The organism is Corynebacterium maris DSM 45190, from assembly GCF_000442645.1.
Lineage (GTDB): Bacteria > Actinomycetota > Actinomycetes > Mycobacteriales > Mycobacteriaceae > Corynebacterium > Corynebacterium maris.
In genome coordinates this window covers 1,441,199-1,458,459 of sequence record NC_021915.1, presented here as the reverse complement: position 1 = coordinate 1,458,459, position 17,261 = coordinate 1,441,199, and the positions used below count along the sequence as shown (strand labels likewise).

Genomic DNA, 17,261 nt, shown 5'->3' with positions numbered 1-17,261 from the left:
GCCATGACAACCAACGCACTCTTCGTCGGCCACGGATCCCCCATGAACGCCATCGAAGACAACACCTTCACCCGCACCTGGCGCACCCTGGGCGAAGACATCTCCGACCAAGCACCCCGAGCGATCCTGTCGATCTCCGCACACTGGTACACCCGCGGCACCGGGGTCACCGCCATGACCAACCCCAAAACCATCCACGACTTCTGGGGCTTCCCACCCGAACTTCAGACCACCCAATACAACGCGCCGGGTGACCCGGAGATCGCCGAACTGGTCAAGGACCTCGCCAAGCCCGACCTGGTCGCCTCCGACTACAACTGGGGACTCGACCACGGCACCTGGTCCGTGCTCAAGCACATGTTCCCGGAAGCCAAGATTCCGGTCGTGCAGCTGTCCATCGACGGCACCAAACCCTTCGACCACCACGTCCAGCTCGGGCACAAGCTCGCCCGCCTGGCCACCGAGAACAACGTGCTGATCGTCGGCTCCGGCAACGTCGTCCACAACCTGTCCATGGTCCAAGCCCGCGCCGGCGACACCGGCTTCGGGTGGGCGGACTCCTTCGACGAGACCGCCAAACACCTCATGACCGACAGCCCCGAACGCGTCGAGACACTCCTTGAGCACGAGGCCTTCAGCCGCGCCGTGCCCACCCCGGACCACTTCCTGCCACTGGCCTACATCGCCGGCGTCACCGCCGCCCTGGACAACCAGAACGTCACCGCCTTCAACGACAAACGCACCATGGGATCTCTGTCGATGACCGGCTACCGGGTAGCCTCCTAAACCATGATCCTTCTGCTTGGCGGCACCAGCGACATCGGCGTCGAACTGACCCGACGCCTATGCGCCGGCCAACACGTCGTCGTCTGCGCCCGACGCCCCGAAAACATCGGGGACTTCCCGGGCGCGGCCAGCGTGTCCACCCTCGCCTTCGACGCCACCGACCTGCACACCCACCGCAACGTGATCGACGAAGCCGAACGCCTGGCAGGGGAGAAGACCACCACCGCCATCCTCGCCTTCGGCGTCCTGGGAGACCAACACCGCGCCGAAACCGACGAAACCCACGCCGCACACATCGCCACCGTCGACTACACCGCCCAGATCTCCATGCTCACGGTCCTGGCCGACCACATGGACCACGGCCACATCGTCGCCTTCTCCTCCATCGCCGGCTGGCGCCCCCGCCGCGCCAACTACGTCTACGGCTCCACCAAAGCCGGCCTCGACGCCTTCTGCCAAGGCCTGGCCGACCGCCTCCACGGCACCGGGCTCGGACTCTACCTCGCCCGCCCCGGATTCGTCATCGGCTCCATGACCGAGGGCATGACACCGGCCATCATGTCCGTGCGCCCCCACGACGTCGCCGAAGCCGTCGCCGACCGCATCCGGGCCAACCAGCCGGGCACCTTTTGGATACCCAAAAAGCTGGCCCTGCTCGCCGCCGTCATGAAACTCGTCCCACGCCCGATCTGGCGGCACATGCCCCGCTAAACCAGTTAAATGGAACACCATGAACGAGACCCACCGATCCGGAACCCTCCGGACCACCCTGCGCTCCCTCGTTCCCCTGCTTAAAGACACCGCCCACGGCGTGACCACCCGGGCGCTCAAACTCAGCCCTCAACCACACCGCACTACCGAAGACCCCACCTTCACCACGCCGACCTACCTCGCCGGCACCGCCCCGGGCACCCTCCTCAACCACCACAAAATCACCGCCGTCGGCACCCGCGGCAGCTCCACCCGCTACGAATACGTCACCACCGACTCCCGCGACCGACTCCTCACCGCCACCGGCGCCATATTCCGACCCCGCCTCCCACGCGGACCCGTCATCGCCCTCGCCCCCTCCACCCAAGGCGTCGCCCCACACTGCGACCCCTCCTACTCCTGCGCCGTCGGCGTCAACGCCTTCCGCAACCCCGTCGACGTCATCGCGGCCTACGAACAACCCACCATCAACTGGCTGCTGACCGCCGGCGCCACCGTCATCATCAGCGACTACCCGCGCGACCCCGCACTCGGCGTACAAATGTACTGCGACCACCCCTCCTCTGCACGCGCCCTCTACGACGCCATCCGCGCCGCCCGCCACCTCGGCGTCGACGACCAACCCCTCGGCCTCTGGGGATACTCCCAAGGCGGCGGAGCCATCGGCGCCATGCTCGAAGAACCCGACTACGCACCCGACGTCTGCCCGCGCGCGGCCTTCATCGGCGCCCCACCCGCCGACCTCACCGACGTCCTGCACCACGTCGACGGAACACTCGCCACCAGCGTCATCGCCTACACCACCGCCGGACTCATGGTCACCTCCGAAGAGATCCAAACAGAAATTTTCACCGAACTCACCGACGCCGGACTCCGCGAACTCCTCGACAACATCCAACGCTGCGTCGGCGGCTCCCTCCTGATCTCCGCCTGGCGCTCCACCGCCCAATGGACGCGCCGGGGCCTGACCTTCGGGGCCCTGTGCGAAGACCTGTCGGCCACGGGGGAGGAGTTGGAGAAGCGTCGGCTGGGTGGGCGGGCGCCGCAAATTCCGGTGCGGTTGCGGGCGGCCCGCCACGATGACGTCGTTCCCTACGAGACGGTGCGCCGTCTGCGCATGAAGTGGGCGACCGCGGGCGCCGACGTCGACTGGCGGGTGAGTGAGATTCCTCGGATCCCGGGCGGGCTGGGAATCAATCATGTATTGCCGTATATCCGGCATTTCACCGACGACGCCGGGTGGTTACTCGACCGTCTGGCCCGGTAGGGTGTACCCCATGCCCATTCTTCTGGTGTTCTCATACATCATGCTCGAAACCGTCGCTTTCTGGGCGGTGTCGACCTGGCTGGGGTTCTGGGGGGCTTTCTTCGCAATGTTCGCCCTCATGTTCCTGGGCAGCGTCCTCGCCGGCGTGCAGATCCGCCGGGCCCGCTCCGTCGGCAGCCTGGGGCTGCTCATGGTCGCGACGGTCTTAAGCTCCATCCCGGGGTACGCCACCTCCGTGCTCGGCCTGCTGCTGATCTTCCCGCCCACCCGCGAACTGGTGCGCGGGGCGGCGGCGAAGCGGTTGACTGCCAAGCTGGAGGACTTCGGCACCCGCATCTACGAACATTCCCCCATGTCCTCCATGAAGACGCAGTACGGCACCTTCGCCGACGCAGATTCTCCCGCGCAGCCGAAATCCGCGGAGGTCATCGACGAAGAGGAAATCCGCGAGTGGACCGACAACCTCTCACCCGATGACTTCAAGAAGGGCCCGCAGTAGTGCACCTGCTCCTCCGGTTACTCGCCGCGGCGGTCTCCGGGTTCATCACCTACGCCTCGTATGAGCCGCTCGGCTGGTGGGTCGCGGGCGTCCTCGGCGTCGGCCTGCTGTACGCCTGCCTGGTGCCCTGGGGCCGGAGGGTCCAGCTCTGGGCGGGCGCCCTGATCGCTTTCGTCCACTCCGTCATCCTGTACCTGCTGTTGCTGCCGTGGGTGGGCGAGTTCGTCGGCGCGGTGCCGTATGTCGCCCTGAGCATCGCCTGCGCGATTTACGCCTTATTGACGGGCGTCGGGGGCGTGTGGATCGCCCGGTGGCGCTACGGATTCCTGGCCTTCCCGTTCTTCTACGTCGCCGTCGAATTCCTGCGCAGCTCCATGCCCTTCGGCGGCTTTTCCTGGGTACGGCTCGCCTGGGGGCAAGTCAACGGGCCACTGGTCAACCTGTCTGTCTGGGGTGGCCCGGCGCTGGTGACCCTGGCGGCCGTACTCGTCGGCGCCGGCCTGACGGGACTGTATTACCGGCGCACCAGGGTCATCGCGGCCGGCGCGGTCATCGCCCCATTGATCCTGGGGCTCATCGCGGGCATCGGCGTCAACCGCCCGGACGCCACCGTCGGTTCCGTCGACGTCGCCGCCATCCAGGGCAACGTTCCTCGCATGGGCCTCGACACCCACACCCAAGAGCGTGCCGTGCTGCGCAATCACGCCCGCGTAACCGAGGAGTTGGCCGCTTCCGGCGCCGAGCCCGACCTGGTGTTCTGGCCGGAGAACTCCTCCGACGTCAACCCGTTGACCAACGAGGAGGCCGGCGCCATCGTCGATGAAGCGGTGCAGGCCATCGACGCGCCGGTGATGGTGGGCACCATCACCGGCGCCGAGGACGGCACCTACAACACCATGCAGGTATTCGACCCGGTCACCGGGCCAGGGGAGGACCACCACAAGCGTTTTCTCGTTCCCTTCGGGGAATGGATGCCCTACCGTGACTTCTTCCGTAACTTCTCCGAGCTCGTCGACTACGCCGGCAACTTCGTCCCCGGCGACGGCAACGGCGTGGTCGACATGGGCGGTCTGCCCGTCGGTGTGGCCACCTGTTATGAGGTCGCCTACGATCCCGCGTACCGCACGGCGGTGCTCGACGGGGCCCAGATTCTGACGACGCCCACCAACAACGCGACCTTCGGGTTCACCGACCAGACGTATCAGCAGTTGGCGATGAGCCGGTTCCGTGCCATCGAAACCGACCGCGCCGTCGTGGTCGCCGCCACCTCGGGCACTTCTGCGATCGTTCACCCGGACGGGACCGTCACCCAGGACACCAACCTGTTCGAACCCGCCGTCCTGCAGGAGACGCTGCCGTTGCGGGATTCGGTGACGTTCGCCGTCCGCCACGGGGAGAAGGTACAGTTGGCCCTGATAATTATTGGTTTGTTCCTCGTGCTTGCCGCTTGGTGGACGAACCGTCGCAGGTCTCTAAGGAGCGAATAGCCGTGAACAATCCCAGCACCTTGGTCATCATCCCGACCTACAATGAGCTGGAGAACCTCCCGCTGATCACGGGGAGAGTCCGTGACGCAGCGCCGCAGGTCGACGTCCTCGTCGTCGACGACAATTCTCCCGATGGCACGGGTGGCAAGGCCGACGAGCTCGCCGCCGACGACGACCAGATCCATGTCCTGCACCGCACGAAGAAAGACGGTCTGCTGGGCGCTTACCTCGCCGGTTTCGAGTGGGGGAAGGAGCGCGGCTATGACGTTCTCTGCCAGATGGACGCTGACGGCTCCCATGCCCCGGAAGAACTGCACCGCCTGCTGGACCAGATCGAGGACGGAGCCGACATGGTCATCGGCTCCCGTTACGTGGAGGGTGGCAAGGTCGTGGATTGGCCGCGCGACCGTTTCCTGCTGTCCAAGGGCGGCAATCTGTACATCTCGGTGGCGTTGGGGACCGGACTGACCGACATGACCGCCGGTTACCGGGCGATCCGCCGGGAGGTCCTGGAGGGCATTGACCTGGCCGAGCTGTCCGACGCCGGCTACATCTTCCAGGTGGATCTCGCTTACCGCGCGGTCGAGGCCGGCTTCGACGTCCGGGAGGTGCCGATCACCTTCACCGAGCGTGCGATCGGTGAGTCCAAGCTGGACGGCAGCTTCGTCAAGGACTCGTTGGTGGAGGTCACCAAGTGGGGTGCTCAGCATCACACCACCCAGGCCACCGAGCTGGCTTCCGAGCTGGGCAGACTGGCGGCCTACGAGTATCGCCATTCTCCGCTGGCGGGCCTCGGCTCCAAAGCCAAAAACGCCGCCACGTTCGTCTCTGATCTGGCCGGTGAATTGGGGAAGCTGGCGAAGTACGAGATCGATCGGAAAGTCCGGAAATAAACCACGTGCGGCAATGAGAAAAGCGCAGGGAGTTCCCTGCGCTTTTCTTTTGTGGGGCCGGGGTTATTTTCCGGCGGCCTCGGCTTCCTGCTGCTCCTTCAGGAGACGAGCAGCGGCGCGACGCTTCTTGCGCAACGTGTCCAGTCGCTCCTCGAGCAGAACGTCGAGTTCCTCGATGGTGCGACGTTCACGGAGCATGTCCCAGTGCGTACGCGGCGGCTTGACCGGCTTCGATTCGACGCCCTCGCCCTCAATGAGGATGCCCACCTGGCCGTTCTTGCACAGCCACTCCTCGGGGATCTCGGCGTCGTCAGCAAACGGCACGTCGAAGATTTCGCCCGAGGGGGTGCGGTACTTGACCATCTGGCGCGGAGCGAGATCGTGGTCACGATCCGTCTCGTAGCTGACGGCGCCCATTCGGCTGCCACGGAGAACGCGGTCTGCCATGCGTCATCATCCCTTTCAATGGAAGTGGAGTGTAGGTCTAACAGTATAACGCGGATAGGGGAGTGTTTGTTCCCGTGGGCTAGGATATCGGATGTGAATGCTACCCCTGCGACGTGTGCCTGGTGTGGGGTGGAGATTGCGCAGAGTGGCCGGGGGCGGCCGCGGAAATTTTGTCGCGCCTCGTGCAGGCAACGGGCTTACACCCAAAGGAATAACGTTTCCCTATCAGGCTCCACAATTTCGCCCGATTCGGTTATCATGCAGCCAGACCGATACCAACTTTTGAAGGACGAGCTGTTTGAGCTCCGCTGCGCTGCAGAGGATATCGCCACGGCCAGCTCGGAGGGCGCCTCCGCGGGTGAGATTCGAGACTTATGTGATGAGCTGGTTCACTTGGCCAAACGTATTGAGAAACTGAGGTAAGAATGAAAAAGCTCCTGATGAATCAGAAGCTGGTGATCACGGTATTCTCCGTTTTGATCGTCGGCCTGGCGCTGTTCGCCCTGGTTCCCATGGTCGTGGCGTTGGTCATGGGGCCCGGTGTACGCACCGAACCCGTCAACGCCGAGAATGCCGAACCTGCCACCACGGACGTCAACGGCGAGTGGACGGTCGCGCAGGGCCGTCCGCCGAACACGTCGTCGGTCGGATTTACGTTCGACGAGGTGTTGCCGGGGGAGCGCACCCGCACGTCGGGGTCGACCCAGGACGTCTCCGGGGCTGTGACCGTTGAAGAAGGCGCGTTGACCGCCGGCGAGATCGTGGTCGACCTGACCAATATCGTCACCGACAGGGACGTGCGCGACGAGAACGTGCGCAACAAGCTGCTGGAGACTCACGATTACCCGGAGGCCACCTTCGAGATCACCGAGCCGGCCGACCTCTCTGAGGTCCCGGACGACGGCACCCTCGGCGAGGTGGAGCTGACCGGCGAGCTGACCATCAAGGGCAACACCGAGGAGGTCGTGCAGCCTTTTCAGGTGCTGCGGGACGGTGAACTGATCATCGTCTCCGGCGACGTGGTCATCGATCGCAATGAATACGGAGTGGAGTCTCCGGAGATGATCGCCGCCGATATCGCCGACGAGGGCGAAATCAACATCCGAGTGGCGCTGAGTAAGGGCGGACAAGAATAAATCGCGGTATAGGAAAACCTCGTCGATTAACGTCACGTGACGGAATTAAGGTGGGTTCCCGTCCCTGAAAAATCAGACACAAACGGGCTTTGGGGGCGGAGGCGCGACGTAAGGCGCATGCGTGCCGTATCCTGAGAAATCGCCGGGATCCTGAGAATGCTGGCCCCGCGAACGAATTTCGTTCGCGGGGCCAGTCGCATGTGCGGGGAGGAGAAACTTGTCGACGTCCGCGCGAGCCCGTGGGAGTGATCGAGCGCTGAAGCGCTCGTGGCGACGACGGTGACAGTGACGGAGGGCCCGGCATGATGGAAAGCGCTTGAGGGGTCAGGTCACGGAGCGTCAACATGGCGTTGCAGGCCCAGGCTGTGCGCTGTCGAACCTGCTGGCCTAAATGTCCGATAATGTACATTATGTCAGATTAACTGGCGACCCTGCACCCCATCGGGCAGGCTTATCGACGTCGCGTCACATGAAGCCCATTCCGCCTCGATGTCTCGCTCACCGCGGCTACGACCCTGCCCGGGCGCCAGCCGCGCGCAGGCCTGTCGCCTGATGTCTGGCCGCTTGGCCCGCACGTCCGTGTTTCGGGCGTCGTACCTTGCGTGGCCGGACATTCGCAGAGAGTTCCCGCATCAGGGTCGACGTCTCGCCCGCCGTGCGCCCGACGCGCCCATCATCGCAAACTCGGCAATCGGGACTGTCTGCCCGTTGCCTCTCGCTGGGTAGTCCAGCATCTCCCCATCGTCATGCGGTTCTACGCCACGACGGGAATTTCCCAAATAGTGAATATTGACTCCCACTATTTGGGAAAGTAATGTTTCTTTCGCTAAAGCGTGATCATTCTTATCACTGAGAAAGTTGGGACCGTATGTCAATTACCACTGGCGAAAGCCGGGTGGCCTCCCCGGAACCGACGGCTCAAGACCGTCGTCGGGTGGCGTTTGCCTCGACGATTGGCACGACCGTCGAATTCTACGATTTCTACGCCTACGCCACCGCCGCAGTCGCCGTGTTCCCCTACCTGTTTTTCCCGAACACCGACAATTCCACCGTGGCGCTGCTGCAGTCCTTCGCCACCTTCGGCCTGGCGTTTATCGCCCGGCCGCTCGGCTCCGTCGTCTTCGGTCACTTCGGTGACCGGGTCGGCCGAAAGGCCACCCTCGTCGGCGCTTTGCTGACGATGGGCATCGCCACTTTCATCATCGGCTTACTGCCCACCTATGCGCAGGTCGGCCTCATCGCGCCGGCACTGCTGGCCGTGATGCGCTTCTGCCAGGGTCTTGGCCTGGGTGGCGAATGGTCCGGCGCGGCACTGCTGTCGAGCGAATACGCCGCCCCCGGCAAGCGGGCCCAGGCCGCAATGTGGCCGCAGCTGGGCGCCCCGTTCGGCTTCTTCCTGGCCAACGGACTCTTCCTCGTCCTGGTTTCCCTACTCGGTTACGAGCTCGGTGACACCACCGGCGCCTTCATGGAATGGGGCTGGCGCATTCCCTTCCTGTTGTCCGCGGTCATGGTGCTCATCGGCCTGTACGTGCGCGTCAAGCTCGAAGAAACCCCGGTTTTCCAGGAGGCGGCCAACACCGGCAAGAAGGTCAAATCCCCGCTCAGTGCAGTCTTCCGCACCGCGTGGAAGGCCCTGTTCTCCGGCACCTTCGTCATGGTGGGCACCTACACCCTGTTTTACCTGGTCACCACCTGGATACTGTCCTTCGGCATCGCCGATCCCGACGCCGGTGTCGGCCTGGGAATCCCCTACCTCCGCTTCCTGCAGATTCAACTGCTGACGATCTTTTTGTTCATGCTCGGCATTCCGGTCGCCGCCTGGCTCGCGGACAATTGGGGCCGCAAACCCACTCTGTTCTGGACGACGGCGGCCATCATCGTCTTCGGTTTCACTTTCAGCTTCTTCCTGGAGCCGGGCGAAGCGACCATGGGCACCGTCACCGCGTTTCTGGCCATCGGCATGTTCTTGATGGGAATGATCTTCGGCCCCATGGCCGCTGTGTTGCCGGAGCTCTTCCCCACCAATGTCCGATACACCGGCTCGGGCATCGCCTACAACGTCTCGTCGATCCTCGGCGCGGCGGTGGCCCCCTTCATCGCCACGGCACTGGCCGCGCAATTCGGGGTGCAGGCCGTCGGCTGGTACTTGGTCGCCGTATCCGTCGTCTCCCTGATCGCGATCATCGTCATGCGTGAAACAAAAGACGACGACATGACCACGATTTAACGGATCAGGGCACCGTCCCTAAGCGCTGAATAATCCCCGACGCCGATCTTCCTGACCGGCTCGGGGATCAGTGTTTTTCGACCCTTGCGGGGCTGCTCCCCCGTTCCTGAACCCACCTTCCCCTCCTCTTCATTTCGTCAATTGGCGAAACTAAGGATCCACCCCGCCATTCCCGTGAGACGGTCAGATAGATACACTAGATCAGTGACATTGGGGTGCATCGCCCGATTCTCGGGCGCTGCTGAGATCACACCCATCGAACCTGCTCTAGCTAGCACTAGCGAAGGAATTGTCCTTGGAAGACTTATATCGTCATGCCCATAAACTGCGTGAAGTGAACCCGCTGGTTCACTGCCTGACCAACCAAGTCGTCATGCAGACCACCGCGAACGTCCTGCTGGCCGCCGGCGCCTCCCCCGCCATGCTGGACGCCCCGGAAGACGCCGCCGCGTTCGCAAAGAACTCCTCTGCGGTATTGGTCAACACCGGGACCCCGCACGCCGCGAAATACGTCGCCTCCCGCGAGGCGATCCGTGGCGCCCGTGAGGCGGGCGTACCGTGGGTGCTGGATCCCATCGGGGCCGGCGCCCCCAACGCCGTCGGCGACTTCTGCTCGTCCATCCTCGCCGATAAACCTGACGTGATCAGTGGAAACGCCTCCGAGATCGTCGCCCTGGCCGGAATGGGAGACACCGCCCGAGGCGTGGACGCCACCATCGACGTCGACGACGCGCTCGACGCTGCGATAAGCCTCGCCGCCCGCACCGGCGGCGTCGTCGCCGTCACCGGCGCCCGGGACCTGACCGTCTCCGCCGGACGCAGCACCTGGCTGACCTCCGGGGTGCCCATGCTGCAACAGGTTATCGGCACAGGCTGCTCCCTCGGGGCGCTGTGCGCCGCCTATGCCAGCCTCGACATGGACCCGCACGACGCCGTCGTCACCGCACACGCGCACCTGGGCGCCGCCGCCCAGATCGCCGCGGAGACGGCACACGGTCCGGGGTCTTTCGCCGTCGCCTGGCTCGACGCCATTGCCGCCGTCACCCCGGAGCGCATGCGGGAGCTCACCAGCGTGGAGGAGACCCGATGAGCCCCGTCGACTGGAGCCTGTACCTGGTCACTGACCCGGTCATCGGCGGCGGCGACGTCGTGGAGACCGTGGCCCAAGCCCTCGACGGCGGGGTCAGCGTCGTCCAGTTGCGCGACAAACACGCCGGCGACGACGAGTTTCGCCGCACCACCGAGCAGCTGCTCGAGATCCTCGGCGAGGTGCCGCTGTTTCTCAACGACCGCGCGCACATCGCCGCAGAATTTCGCACCCACCTGCACATCGGGCAGGACGATGTGGCATATGCCCAGGCACGCGAGCTCCTCCACGAAGATCAGCTGATCGGGCTGTCCGTCGGCTCCGACGCCGAGCTGGACGCCGCACTCGCGCTTCCCGGGCGCCGACCGGACGTCCTGGGGCTCGGGCCGGTGTATTCGACCACCACCAAAACCAACGCGCCGGCCGGGGTCGGGCCGGAGGCCGTCGCGGCTTGGGCGGCCCGATCAGAAGACATGGCCACCGTGGCCATCGGCGGCGTCGACGCCGCCAACGCCCACACGATCCACGGGGTCGACGGCATCTGCGTCGTCTCCGCGATCATGGGCGCCGCCGACCCCGCGGCCGCCGCCCGAGAATTATTGAAAGAGGCATACCGTTGATCCCCCGCATTTTGTCCATCGCCGGCACCGACCCGACCGGCGGCGCCGGAATCCAAGCCGATTTGAAGGCCATCGGCGCCGCGGGCGGTTACGGGATGAGCGTGGTCACCGCACTCGTCGCCCAGAACACCACCGGGGTGCAGTCGATCCACACCCCGCCGATTGATTTCCTGCGCGAGCAGCTCGAGTCGGTCGTCTCGGACGTGCAGGTCGACGCGGTCAAGATCGGCATGCTCGGCAGCGCCGACGTCGCGCAGGTGGTCTCGGAGTTCCTGGAACGGGTGCCGGACGCCGTGGTCGTGCTCGACCCGGTCATGGTCGCCACCAGCGGTGATCGTCTGCTGGCGAAGGAAGCGGAAGACGCCGTCCGCGATCTCGCCACCCGAGTCGACGTCATCACCCCGAACCTCCCGGAGTTGGCCACCTTGACCGGCACAGAGCAGGCCACGAGCCTGGAGGAAGCGATCGAACATGCCCGTGCCTTCGCCGCCGAGCACGGGACGACGGTCATCGTCAAGGGCGGGCACCTGACCGGGCCCCGGGCGGACAACGCCGTCGTCTCCCCCGACGGCCGCGTTCACCGCGTGCCCAGCGCGCGGATCGACACACCGCACACCCACGGCACCGGCTGCTCGCTGTCTTCTGCGCTGGCCACCCGTTTGGGCGCCGGCGCCGAGATCACCGACGCCCTGAGCTGGTCCACGCACTGGCTGCACGAGTCCATCACCCATGCCGCGCAGCTGGAGGTCGGACAAGGAAACGGGCCGGTCGACCACTTCCACCGCGCCCGCCGCCTCCAGGAGGCGGCCAGCTCCCGGCCGTGGCGCGCCACCGGCACGGCCGGGGATCCGCAGATTCCCGCCGCCGGGCCGCACACCGCCGCGCTCTGGGAGGCCACCGGCGACGTCACCGAACAGGTCATGGCCTTGCCGTTCATCCGGAAACTGGCCGACGGCACCCTGTCGCAAAAACACTTCGAGTTCTACCTCGCGCAGGACTCGGCGTACCTCATCCGGTACGGACGGGCGTTGGCGCACCTGGCACGCACTTCCCCGGAGCCGGAGGGCATCGTCGCCTGGGGCGAGATGGCCGCCGGCTGCATCGTCGATGAACGCGAGATGCAGCAGACCTGGCTGGCCGGGGCGCAACTGCGCGACGAGGACATCTCCCCGATCACCCTGGCCTACACTGACCATCTGCTCGCCACAACCTTGGGCAGTGACCACGTCGTCGGCGCCGCGGCGGTGCTGCCGTGCGCCTGGCTGTATGCGGAAGTCGGCCTGCGGCTGGCGGACAGCGATCACCCCGACCACCCGTACCACGACTGGTTGGACATGTATTCGGGAACGGATTTTCTCGAAGCCGCCCGGGCCGCGGTCGATCGCACCGAACGACTGCTCGCCGCCGCCACAAAGGCTCAACGTGCGCAGGCGCACCGGGCGTACGTTCTCTCGACCTTGCACGAGTGTGAGTTCTTCGACCAGGCGGAGCGCGGCTGATCTCTCAGCGGTGACCGCCGCGGTTGCGGTGTCGCAGCGTCAATTGCACGGCGTCTAACATCCCGAGGTTGAACAGTGCTTCGCGCACGGCGAACTGGAAGACCCACAGTCGGCGGAAGACCTGGTCGAAACCCTCGGCGGCGGCCTCGCGCAGGTGTCCTTCAAACAAGGAGCGTTGGGCGCGCAGCGTCTCAAGGTAGTGGGTGTTGGAGTGCACCTGGGCCGTGATGCGCAGTCCGGTGCGCCGGTCGAAGAGCTTGTGTAATTCGGCGACCGTCGCAAAGTTCAGTCCGGGCCACACATAGGCCCGCAGCGCCTGGGGCGCGGCAGCGCCGGCGGCGGTCATCTCCTCGGTGGCCACGACCGTCTGCAGCGCCGCGCGCCCGCCGATCGCCAGCAACCGGTCCAGGCCGCGGACATACGCGTCGCGCTGGCGCCCGCCGAGCGTTTCCAGGGTCTCGACGCCGATGATCGCGTCGTATCTCCCCCGCCACGCCCGCGGGTCGTCCACCAGCTCCGTGTGGACGGCCTCGTCGACGCCGGCCAGCAGCATCCGCTCCTCCAGCGCAGACGCCAGCTTCGGGTCCCCGGTCAGCACGTCGACGGCGGCGCGCCGCTGAGCGGCGGCGATCGCCACCTCCCCACCCGAGGAGGGGTACTCGAGCACGTGCGTGCCGCGGGTGACCTGAGCGGCGTCGAGAAGCTTCTCGACGGCCCGACGTTGCCCGTCACCCAAGTCGGCGCGTTCGACCGAGGTCGGCTCCGCCACCGTCGTCACGTCGACGAAATGCTTCGCCGGTTCACTTCCTCTGCCGGCGCCCGGAACATAGCTAGGCACCGATTCACGCACCGTCGTCGGCACACCCGAGGCATAGACCGCCCCGAAGGCGCTCATGCCGTCGCCGGAGAACTGCCGGATCAACTCCGACGGCAGCTCCCCCTCCTTCCGCCCCACGGGCACCTGCCGGACGCGCGGGCGGTACCCCGCAGAGATCAGAGCCTGCAAAACATCCACCAAGGCGTCAGAATCCCGGGTATGCCATTCCCCCGCCATATATGATTCAGCCAGACCCAGCCAACCAGACACCGCGACACGGTCAAAGAGTTCCTCGTGGTCGATCACCAGGTCCGGATCATCGAGCAAGTCTAACCCGGCTTTATCGACGGTTCGGGCGAAGTATGCCTCCGCTACCCTGGCCCGCAGCCTGGCAGAAGGCGGCTGGGCGACGCCGGGCCATTGGTCCGCGTCAATCGCCAGCAGGTGATCCCGACTCACAAATCCAGCCTCCTACAACCAGGAATGAGGTTCTAAACAGAACCAGCGTATTATTAAAGCCGTCTCGTCGAGCCGACTGAAACGCCGCAACTCGATAAACAAAATTTTAGAGTCAAGCACGCTAGTGAAGGAGCAATGCTGAATGACTTCAAAAAACTTTCGCGCAGAAAGTAACCGGAAACACGTCGTCATCGTCGGCGGTGGTTTCGCCGGCGTCTACGCCGCGAAGCGCCTCGCCGACGCAGACGTAGACATTACCCTGATTGACCGTAACAACTATTTCCTTTTCCAGCCCTTGCTGTACCAGGTGGCCACCGGCCTGCTGGAGCCGTCCGAGGTGGCCCCGACGCTGCGTCAACTGTTTCGCAAGCAGAACAACGTGCGCGTGATCAAGGGTGAGGTCACCGACATTGACACCACCGCGAAGACCGTCACCTCCGAGCTGGACGACGTCTCCACCTCCTTCGACTACGACTACCTCGTCGTCGGCGCCGGCTCGACCCAGGGATATTTCGGCAACGATCATTTCGCGGAGTTCGCGCCGGGCATGAAGTCCATCGACGTCGCGCTGGAAATCCGCTCCTCGCTCATGCACGCCTTCGAGATGGCCGAGCTGACCGAAGACCCCGCCGAGCGCGAGCGTCTGATGACGTTCGTCATCGTCGGCGCCGGCCCCACCGGCGTGGAGCTGGCCGGTCAGTTCGCGGAGTTGTCGCATCGCAGCTCCAAGGATCAGTTCACCACGTTGAACCCGCGGGACGCGAAGATCATCCTGCTGGACGGCGCGCCGCAGGTGTTGCCGCCCTTCGGCAAGCGTCTGGGACGTAAAGTGCAGCGTGCGCTGGAGGCTGAGGGGGTGGACGTGCGGCTGAACGCCATGGTCACCGACGTCGACGCGAACTCGGTCACCTACAAGACCAAGAAGGGCGAGGACGTCACGATCGAGACGGACTTCAAGATCTGGTCGGCGGGTGTGGCCGGTTCCCCGCTGGGCGCGATGGTCGCGGATCAGCTCGGCGCCGAGGTCGACCGCGCCGGTCGGGTCGTGGTCAACCCCGATCTGACCGTCGGCGACGACAAGACCGTCTTCGTCACCGGCGACATGATGGGCAACGGCACCCCCGGCCTGGCGCAGGGTGGCATCCAGTCCGGCGAGTACGCCGCGGAACGCATCATCGACGCTGTCGAGGCTGAGGCCAATGACGAGGAGGTCCAGGAGCCGGAGCAGTTCGCCTACTTCGACAAGGGCTCCATGGCCATCGTCAAACGCTTCTACGCCGTCATCAAGATGAACAACGTGGAGTTCACCGGATTCCTCGGCTGGCTCGGCTGGCTCATCATTCACGTCGGCTTCCTGCAGGGCACCCGCGCGAAGATCGTGTCGATGGTCAACTGGGCCGTCAACGCCATCTCTCGTAACCGCTTCGCCCTCAACACCACGGAGCAGCAGCGCAAGGGGCGAGCCGCCCTCGAGTTGCTCGACGAAGCCTAACGGCCCTCTCCCCTTGGCCCTCCCCCATCCGCGGCGGAGGGCCTTCGTCGTTAATGAGGGAGGCGTGCTTTCTACGCCAGCAGGCTGCCGCCCGTGACCCCCGGGCGGGAAAACAGCGTCACCAGGAAGGTGGAGGAATCGTCGAACGGGCTCAGGTCCCACCCGCCGAAACGGTAATCGACGACGAAGCCGACCTTTTCCGCGTCCGCGATGAAATCCGCGAAGTCCCAGCCCCGCCCCGACCCGAAGCCCACGATGAAGCGCCCGCCCGGCTTGACGGCGGCGTGGATGTTGCGCAGCGCGGTCTCCCGGCCCTCCGGGGCGAGGAAGCCCATGACGTTGCCCGCAGAGACGGCGACGTCGAAGTCGCCTTCCGGGATCTCGTCGTGGGACAGGTCGCCGACGTGCCATGTGCCCTTGGGGTGATCGTGTTCGGCGTGCCCGATCAGAACCGGGTCAAGGTCGGTGCCGACGACCGTGTGCCCCGCCTCAATCAGGTATCCGCCCAACCGGCCGGTGCCGCAGCCGGCGTCGAGGATGCGGGATTCGCGCTCCGCGATCGCGTCGACGAGCCGCGCCTCGCCGTGGATATCCTGTCCCTGGGACTCCATGATCTTCCAGCGGCGGGCGTAATTCTCGGAATGCGACGGATTTTGCTCAGTGACTTCTTTCCAGGTGGCCATGATCCCGAGTTTAGCCGGAGGAAGAACTACCATGGACTCTCGCCCTTACGGCTCCTGCCCGCCACTCCCGGATACGCGAAGGAACGTCCATGCCTCCACCCCGTCCATCGAAGCGCTCCGAGACTCCCCTGCGAGTGCCGGTCGAACGCGCCATCGAGCATTGCCGCGTCTTCGTCGACGGGGTGATGCAGCGTGGCGAATACCGCCCTGCGGAAGCGGTGCGGATGGCTCGCGAACAGGGCGGCTACGTGTGGTTGGGCCTGCACGAACCGGACGAGCGCCAGATGCTGGGCGTCGCCGAAGAATTCGGGATCCACGAACTCATCGTCGAAGACGCCGTCACCGCCCACCAGCGGCCCAAGGTGGAACGCTACGACGACCAGATCTTCTTCGTCGTGCGCTCCGTGGAATACAACGACGACGACACCGTGCGGGACTCCCGCGACGTCATCGAAACCCTCGGCGAAGTGCAGATGCTCGTCGGCCCGGACTTCATCATCACCGTCCGGCACGATTCCACCCTGCCCGGCATCAACCGCATCGACCGCGACCAGGAACTCGCCCGGCTGGGCCCGTCCGCGCTGTCTTACCTGGTCGCCGACTACCTGGTCGAGCAGTACGTGCGCATCGTGGGCCTGCTGGAACACGAGGTGGACACGTTGGAGGAAGAGGTGTTTACCCCCGGCGTCGACATCAACGTGGACAAGATCTACATGTTCAAGCGCGAAGTCCTGGAGATGCGCCACGCCACCGACCCGTTGGCGCCGGCATTGAATTTACTGATCAAAGACCACAAGGACCTCATCCCGAAGCAGATCCGCTCCTATTTCCGTGACGTGTTGGACAATGAGCTGCACGTGAGAGACCAGATCGCCGGATTCGATGAACGACTGACCTCCCTGATCGACGCGTCGGTGGCGAAGGTGACCATGCAGCAGAACCGGGACATGCGCACGATCTCCGCATTCGTGGGCATGGCGGCGGTGCCCACCCTGATCGCCGGGATCTACGGCATGAACTTCGAAGTCATGCCGGAATTGCAGTGGGAATACGGCTACTACGTGGTGCTGACAATCATCGTGGTGGTCATCGCCGTGTTGTGGTGGCTGTTCCGCCGCAACAAATGGCTTTAGATTTCCTCAGTAGGC

Annotated in this window: 15 protein-coding genes, 1 pseudogene and 1 riboswitch; of the genes and pseudogenes, 13 read left to right on the top strand and 3 right to left on the bottom strand. The window is 65.0% G+C overall.

Translation table 11 applies throughout. The features are described 5' to 3' along the window. Positions 1 to 3 precede the first annotated feature (3 nt). Genes ygiD through B841_RS06805 form a run of 6 tightly spaced genes read left to right on the top strand, consistent with a single transcriptional unit; the run spans position 4 to position 5,643 of the window. A complete protein-coding gene (ygiD, locus tag B841_RS13865; protein WP_041631803.1) occupies positions 4 to 786 on the top strand; it encodes a 4,5-DOPA-extradiol-dioxygenase in 783 nt (260 codons plus the stop codon). A 3-nt stretch (positions 787 to 789) separates the two neighbouring features. Continuing rightward, positions 790 to 1,497 (top strand): SDR family oxidoreductase, encoded by a 708-nt coding sequence (locus B841_RS13860; protein ID WP_020934755.1) that lies wholly within the window; start codon positions 790 to 792, stop codon positions 1,495 to 1,497. Positions 1,498 to 1,516: 19 nt separating this feature from the next. After that, positions 1,517 to 2,764, top strand: a complete 1,248-nt coding sequence (locus B841_RS06820; RefSeq protein ID WP_020934754.1) for a lipase family protein — start codon at positions 1,517 to 1,519, stop codon at positions 2,762 to 2,764. A 10-nt stretch (positions 2,765 to 2,774) separates the two neighbouring features. Then, a complete protein-coding gene (locus B841_RS06815) occupies positions 2,775 to 3,263 on the top strand; it encodes an FxsA family protein (RefSeq protein WP_020934753.1) in 489 nt (162 codons plus the stop codon). Then, complete coding sequence (lnt, locus tag B841_RS06810) at positions 3,263 to 4,750, top strand: apolipoprotein N-acyltransferase (RefSeq protein ID WP_020934752.1); 1,488 nt, start codon at positions 3,263 to 3,265, stop codon at positions 4,748 to 4,750. Before B841_RS06815 ends, lnt begins: the two co-directional genes overlap by 1 nt. A gap of 2 nt (positions 4,751 to 4,752) precedes the next feature. After that, the gene (locus tag B841_RS06805) at positions 4,753 to 5,643 is read left to right on the top strand and encodes a polyprenol monophosphomannose synthase (RefSeq protein ID WP_020934751.1); all 891 of its coding nucleotides are present in this window, start codon (positions 4,753 to 4,755) and stop codon (positions 5,641 to 5,643) included. Positions 5,644 to 5,706: 63 nt separating this feature from the next. Here the strand turns inward: B841_RS06805 and B841_RS06800 are convergent, their stop codons facing one another. Continuing rightward, positions 5,707 to 6,090, bottom strand: coding sequence for an RNA polymerase-binding protein RbpA (locus tag B841_RS06800; protein ID WP_041631802.1), 384 nt, complete (start codon positions 6,088 to 6,090; stop codon positions 5,707 to 5,709). 18 nt (positions 6,091 to 6,108) lie between these two features. Here B841_RS06800 and B841_RS14120 point away from each other — a divergent pair, with 18 nt between their 5' ends. From B841_RS14120 to B841_RS06775, 5 genes and pseudogenes are all read left to right on the top strand, one after another. Next, a complete protein-coding gene (locus B841_RS14120) occupies positions 6,109 to 6,513 on the top strand; it encodes a hypothetical protein (RefSeq protein ID WP_404825432.1) in 405 nt (134 codons plus the stop codon). 17 nt (positions 6,514 to 6,530) lie between these two features. Then, the gene (locus B841_RS06795; RefSeq protein ID WP_245561029.1) at positions 6,531 to 7,226 is read left to right on the top strand and encodes a YceI family protein; all 696 of its coding nucleotides are present in this window, start codon (positions 6,531 to 6,533) and stop codon (positions 7,224 to 7,226) included. An 868-nt stretch (positions 7,227 to 8,094) separates the two neighbouring features. Next, the gene (locus tag B841_RS06790; RefSeq protein ID WP_041631801.1) at positions 8,095 to 9,456 is read left to right on the top strand and encodes an MFS transporter; all 1,362 of its coding nucleotides are present in this window, start codon (positions 8,095 to 8,097) and stop codon (positions 9,454 to 9,456) included. A gap of 201 nt (positions 9,457 to 9,657) precedes the next feature. Further along, positions 9,658 to 9,762, top strand: a riboswitch (TPP riboswitch). Next, positions 9,752 to 10,546 (top strand): hydroxyethylthiazole kinase, encoded by a 795-nt coding sequence (gene thiM / locus B841_RS06785; RefSeq protein WP_020934746.1) that lies wholly within the window; start codon positions 9,752 to 9,754, stop codon positions 10,544 to 10,546. Its footprint overlaps the riboswitch before it by 11 nt. Further along, a pseudogene (locus B841_RS06775) lies at positions 10,543 to 12,662 on the top strand (bifunctional hydroxymethylpyrimidine kinase/phosphomethylpyrimidine kinase). The gene thiM and the pseudogene B841_RS06775 overlap by 4 nt, the downstream one beginning before the upstream one ends. A 4-nt stretch (positions 12,663 to 12,666) precedes the next feature. On the opposite strand, the gene B841_RS06770 reads toward B841_RS06775, so the two are convergent. Beyond that, positions 12,667 to 13,938: a class I SAM-dependent methyltransferase gene (locus B841_RS06770; RefSeq protein ID WP_041631800.1), complete on the bottom strand. Its 1,272-nt coding sequence runs from the start codon at positions 13,936 to 13,938 to the stop codon at positions 12,667 to 12,669. 142 nt (positions 13,939 to 14,080) lie between these two features. Here B841_RS06770 and B841_RS06765 point away from each other — a divergent pair, with 142 nt between their 5' ends. Further along, positions 14,081 to 15,430 carry an NAD(P)/FAD-dependent oxidoreductase gene (locus B841_RS06765; protein ID WP_020934742.1) on the top strand — a complete coding sequence of 450 codons (1,350 nt, stop codon included), beginning with the start codon at positions 14,081 to 14,083 and terminating at the stop codon, positions 15,428 to 15,430. A gap of 71 nt (positions 15,431 to 15,501) precedes the next feature. Here B841_RS06765 and B841_RS06760 read toward each other — a convergent pair whose 3' ends face one another. Further along, positions 15,502 to 16,113 carry a class I SAM-dependent methyltransferase gene (locus B841_RS06760; RefSeq protein ID WP_020934741.1) on the bottom strand — a complete coding sequence of 204 codons (612 nt, stop codon included), beginning with the start codon at positions 16,111 to 16,113 and terminating at the stop codon, positions 15,502 to 15,504. 89 nt (positions 16,114 to 16,202) lie between these two features. Here B841_RS06760 and B841_RS06755 point away from each other — a divergent pair, with 89 nt between their 5' ends. Further along, positions 16,203 to 17,246: a magnesium and cobalt transport protein CorA gene (locus tag B841_RS06755; RefSeq protein ID WP_041631799.1), complete on the top strand. Its 1,044-nt coding sequence runs from the start codon at positions 16,203 to 16,205 to the stop codon at positions 17,244 to 17,246. Positions 17,247 to 17,261: the final 15 nt, after the last annotated feature.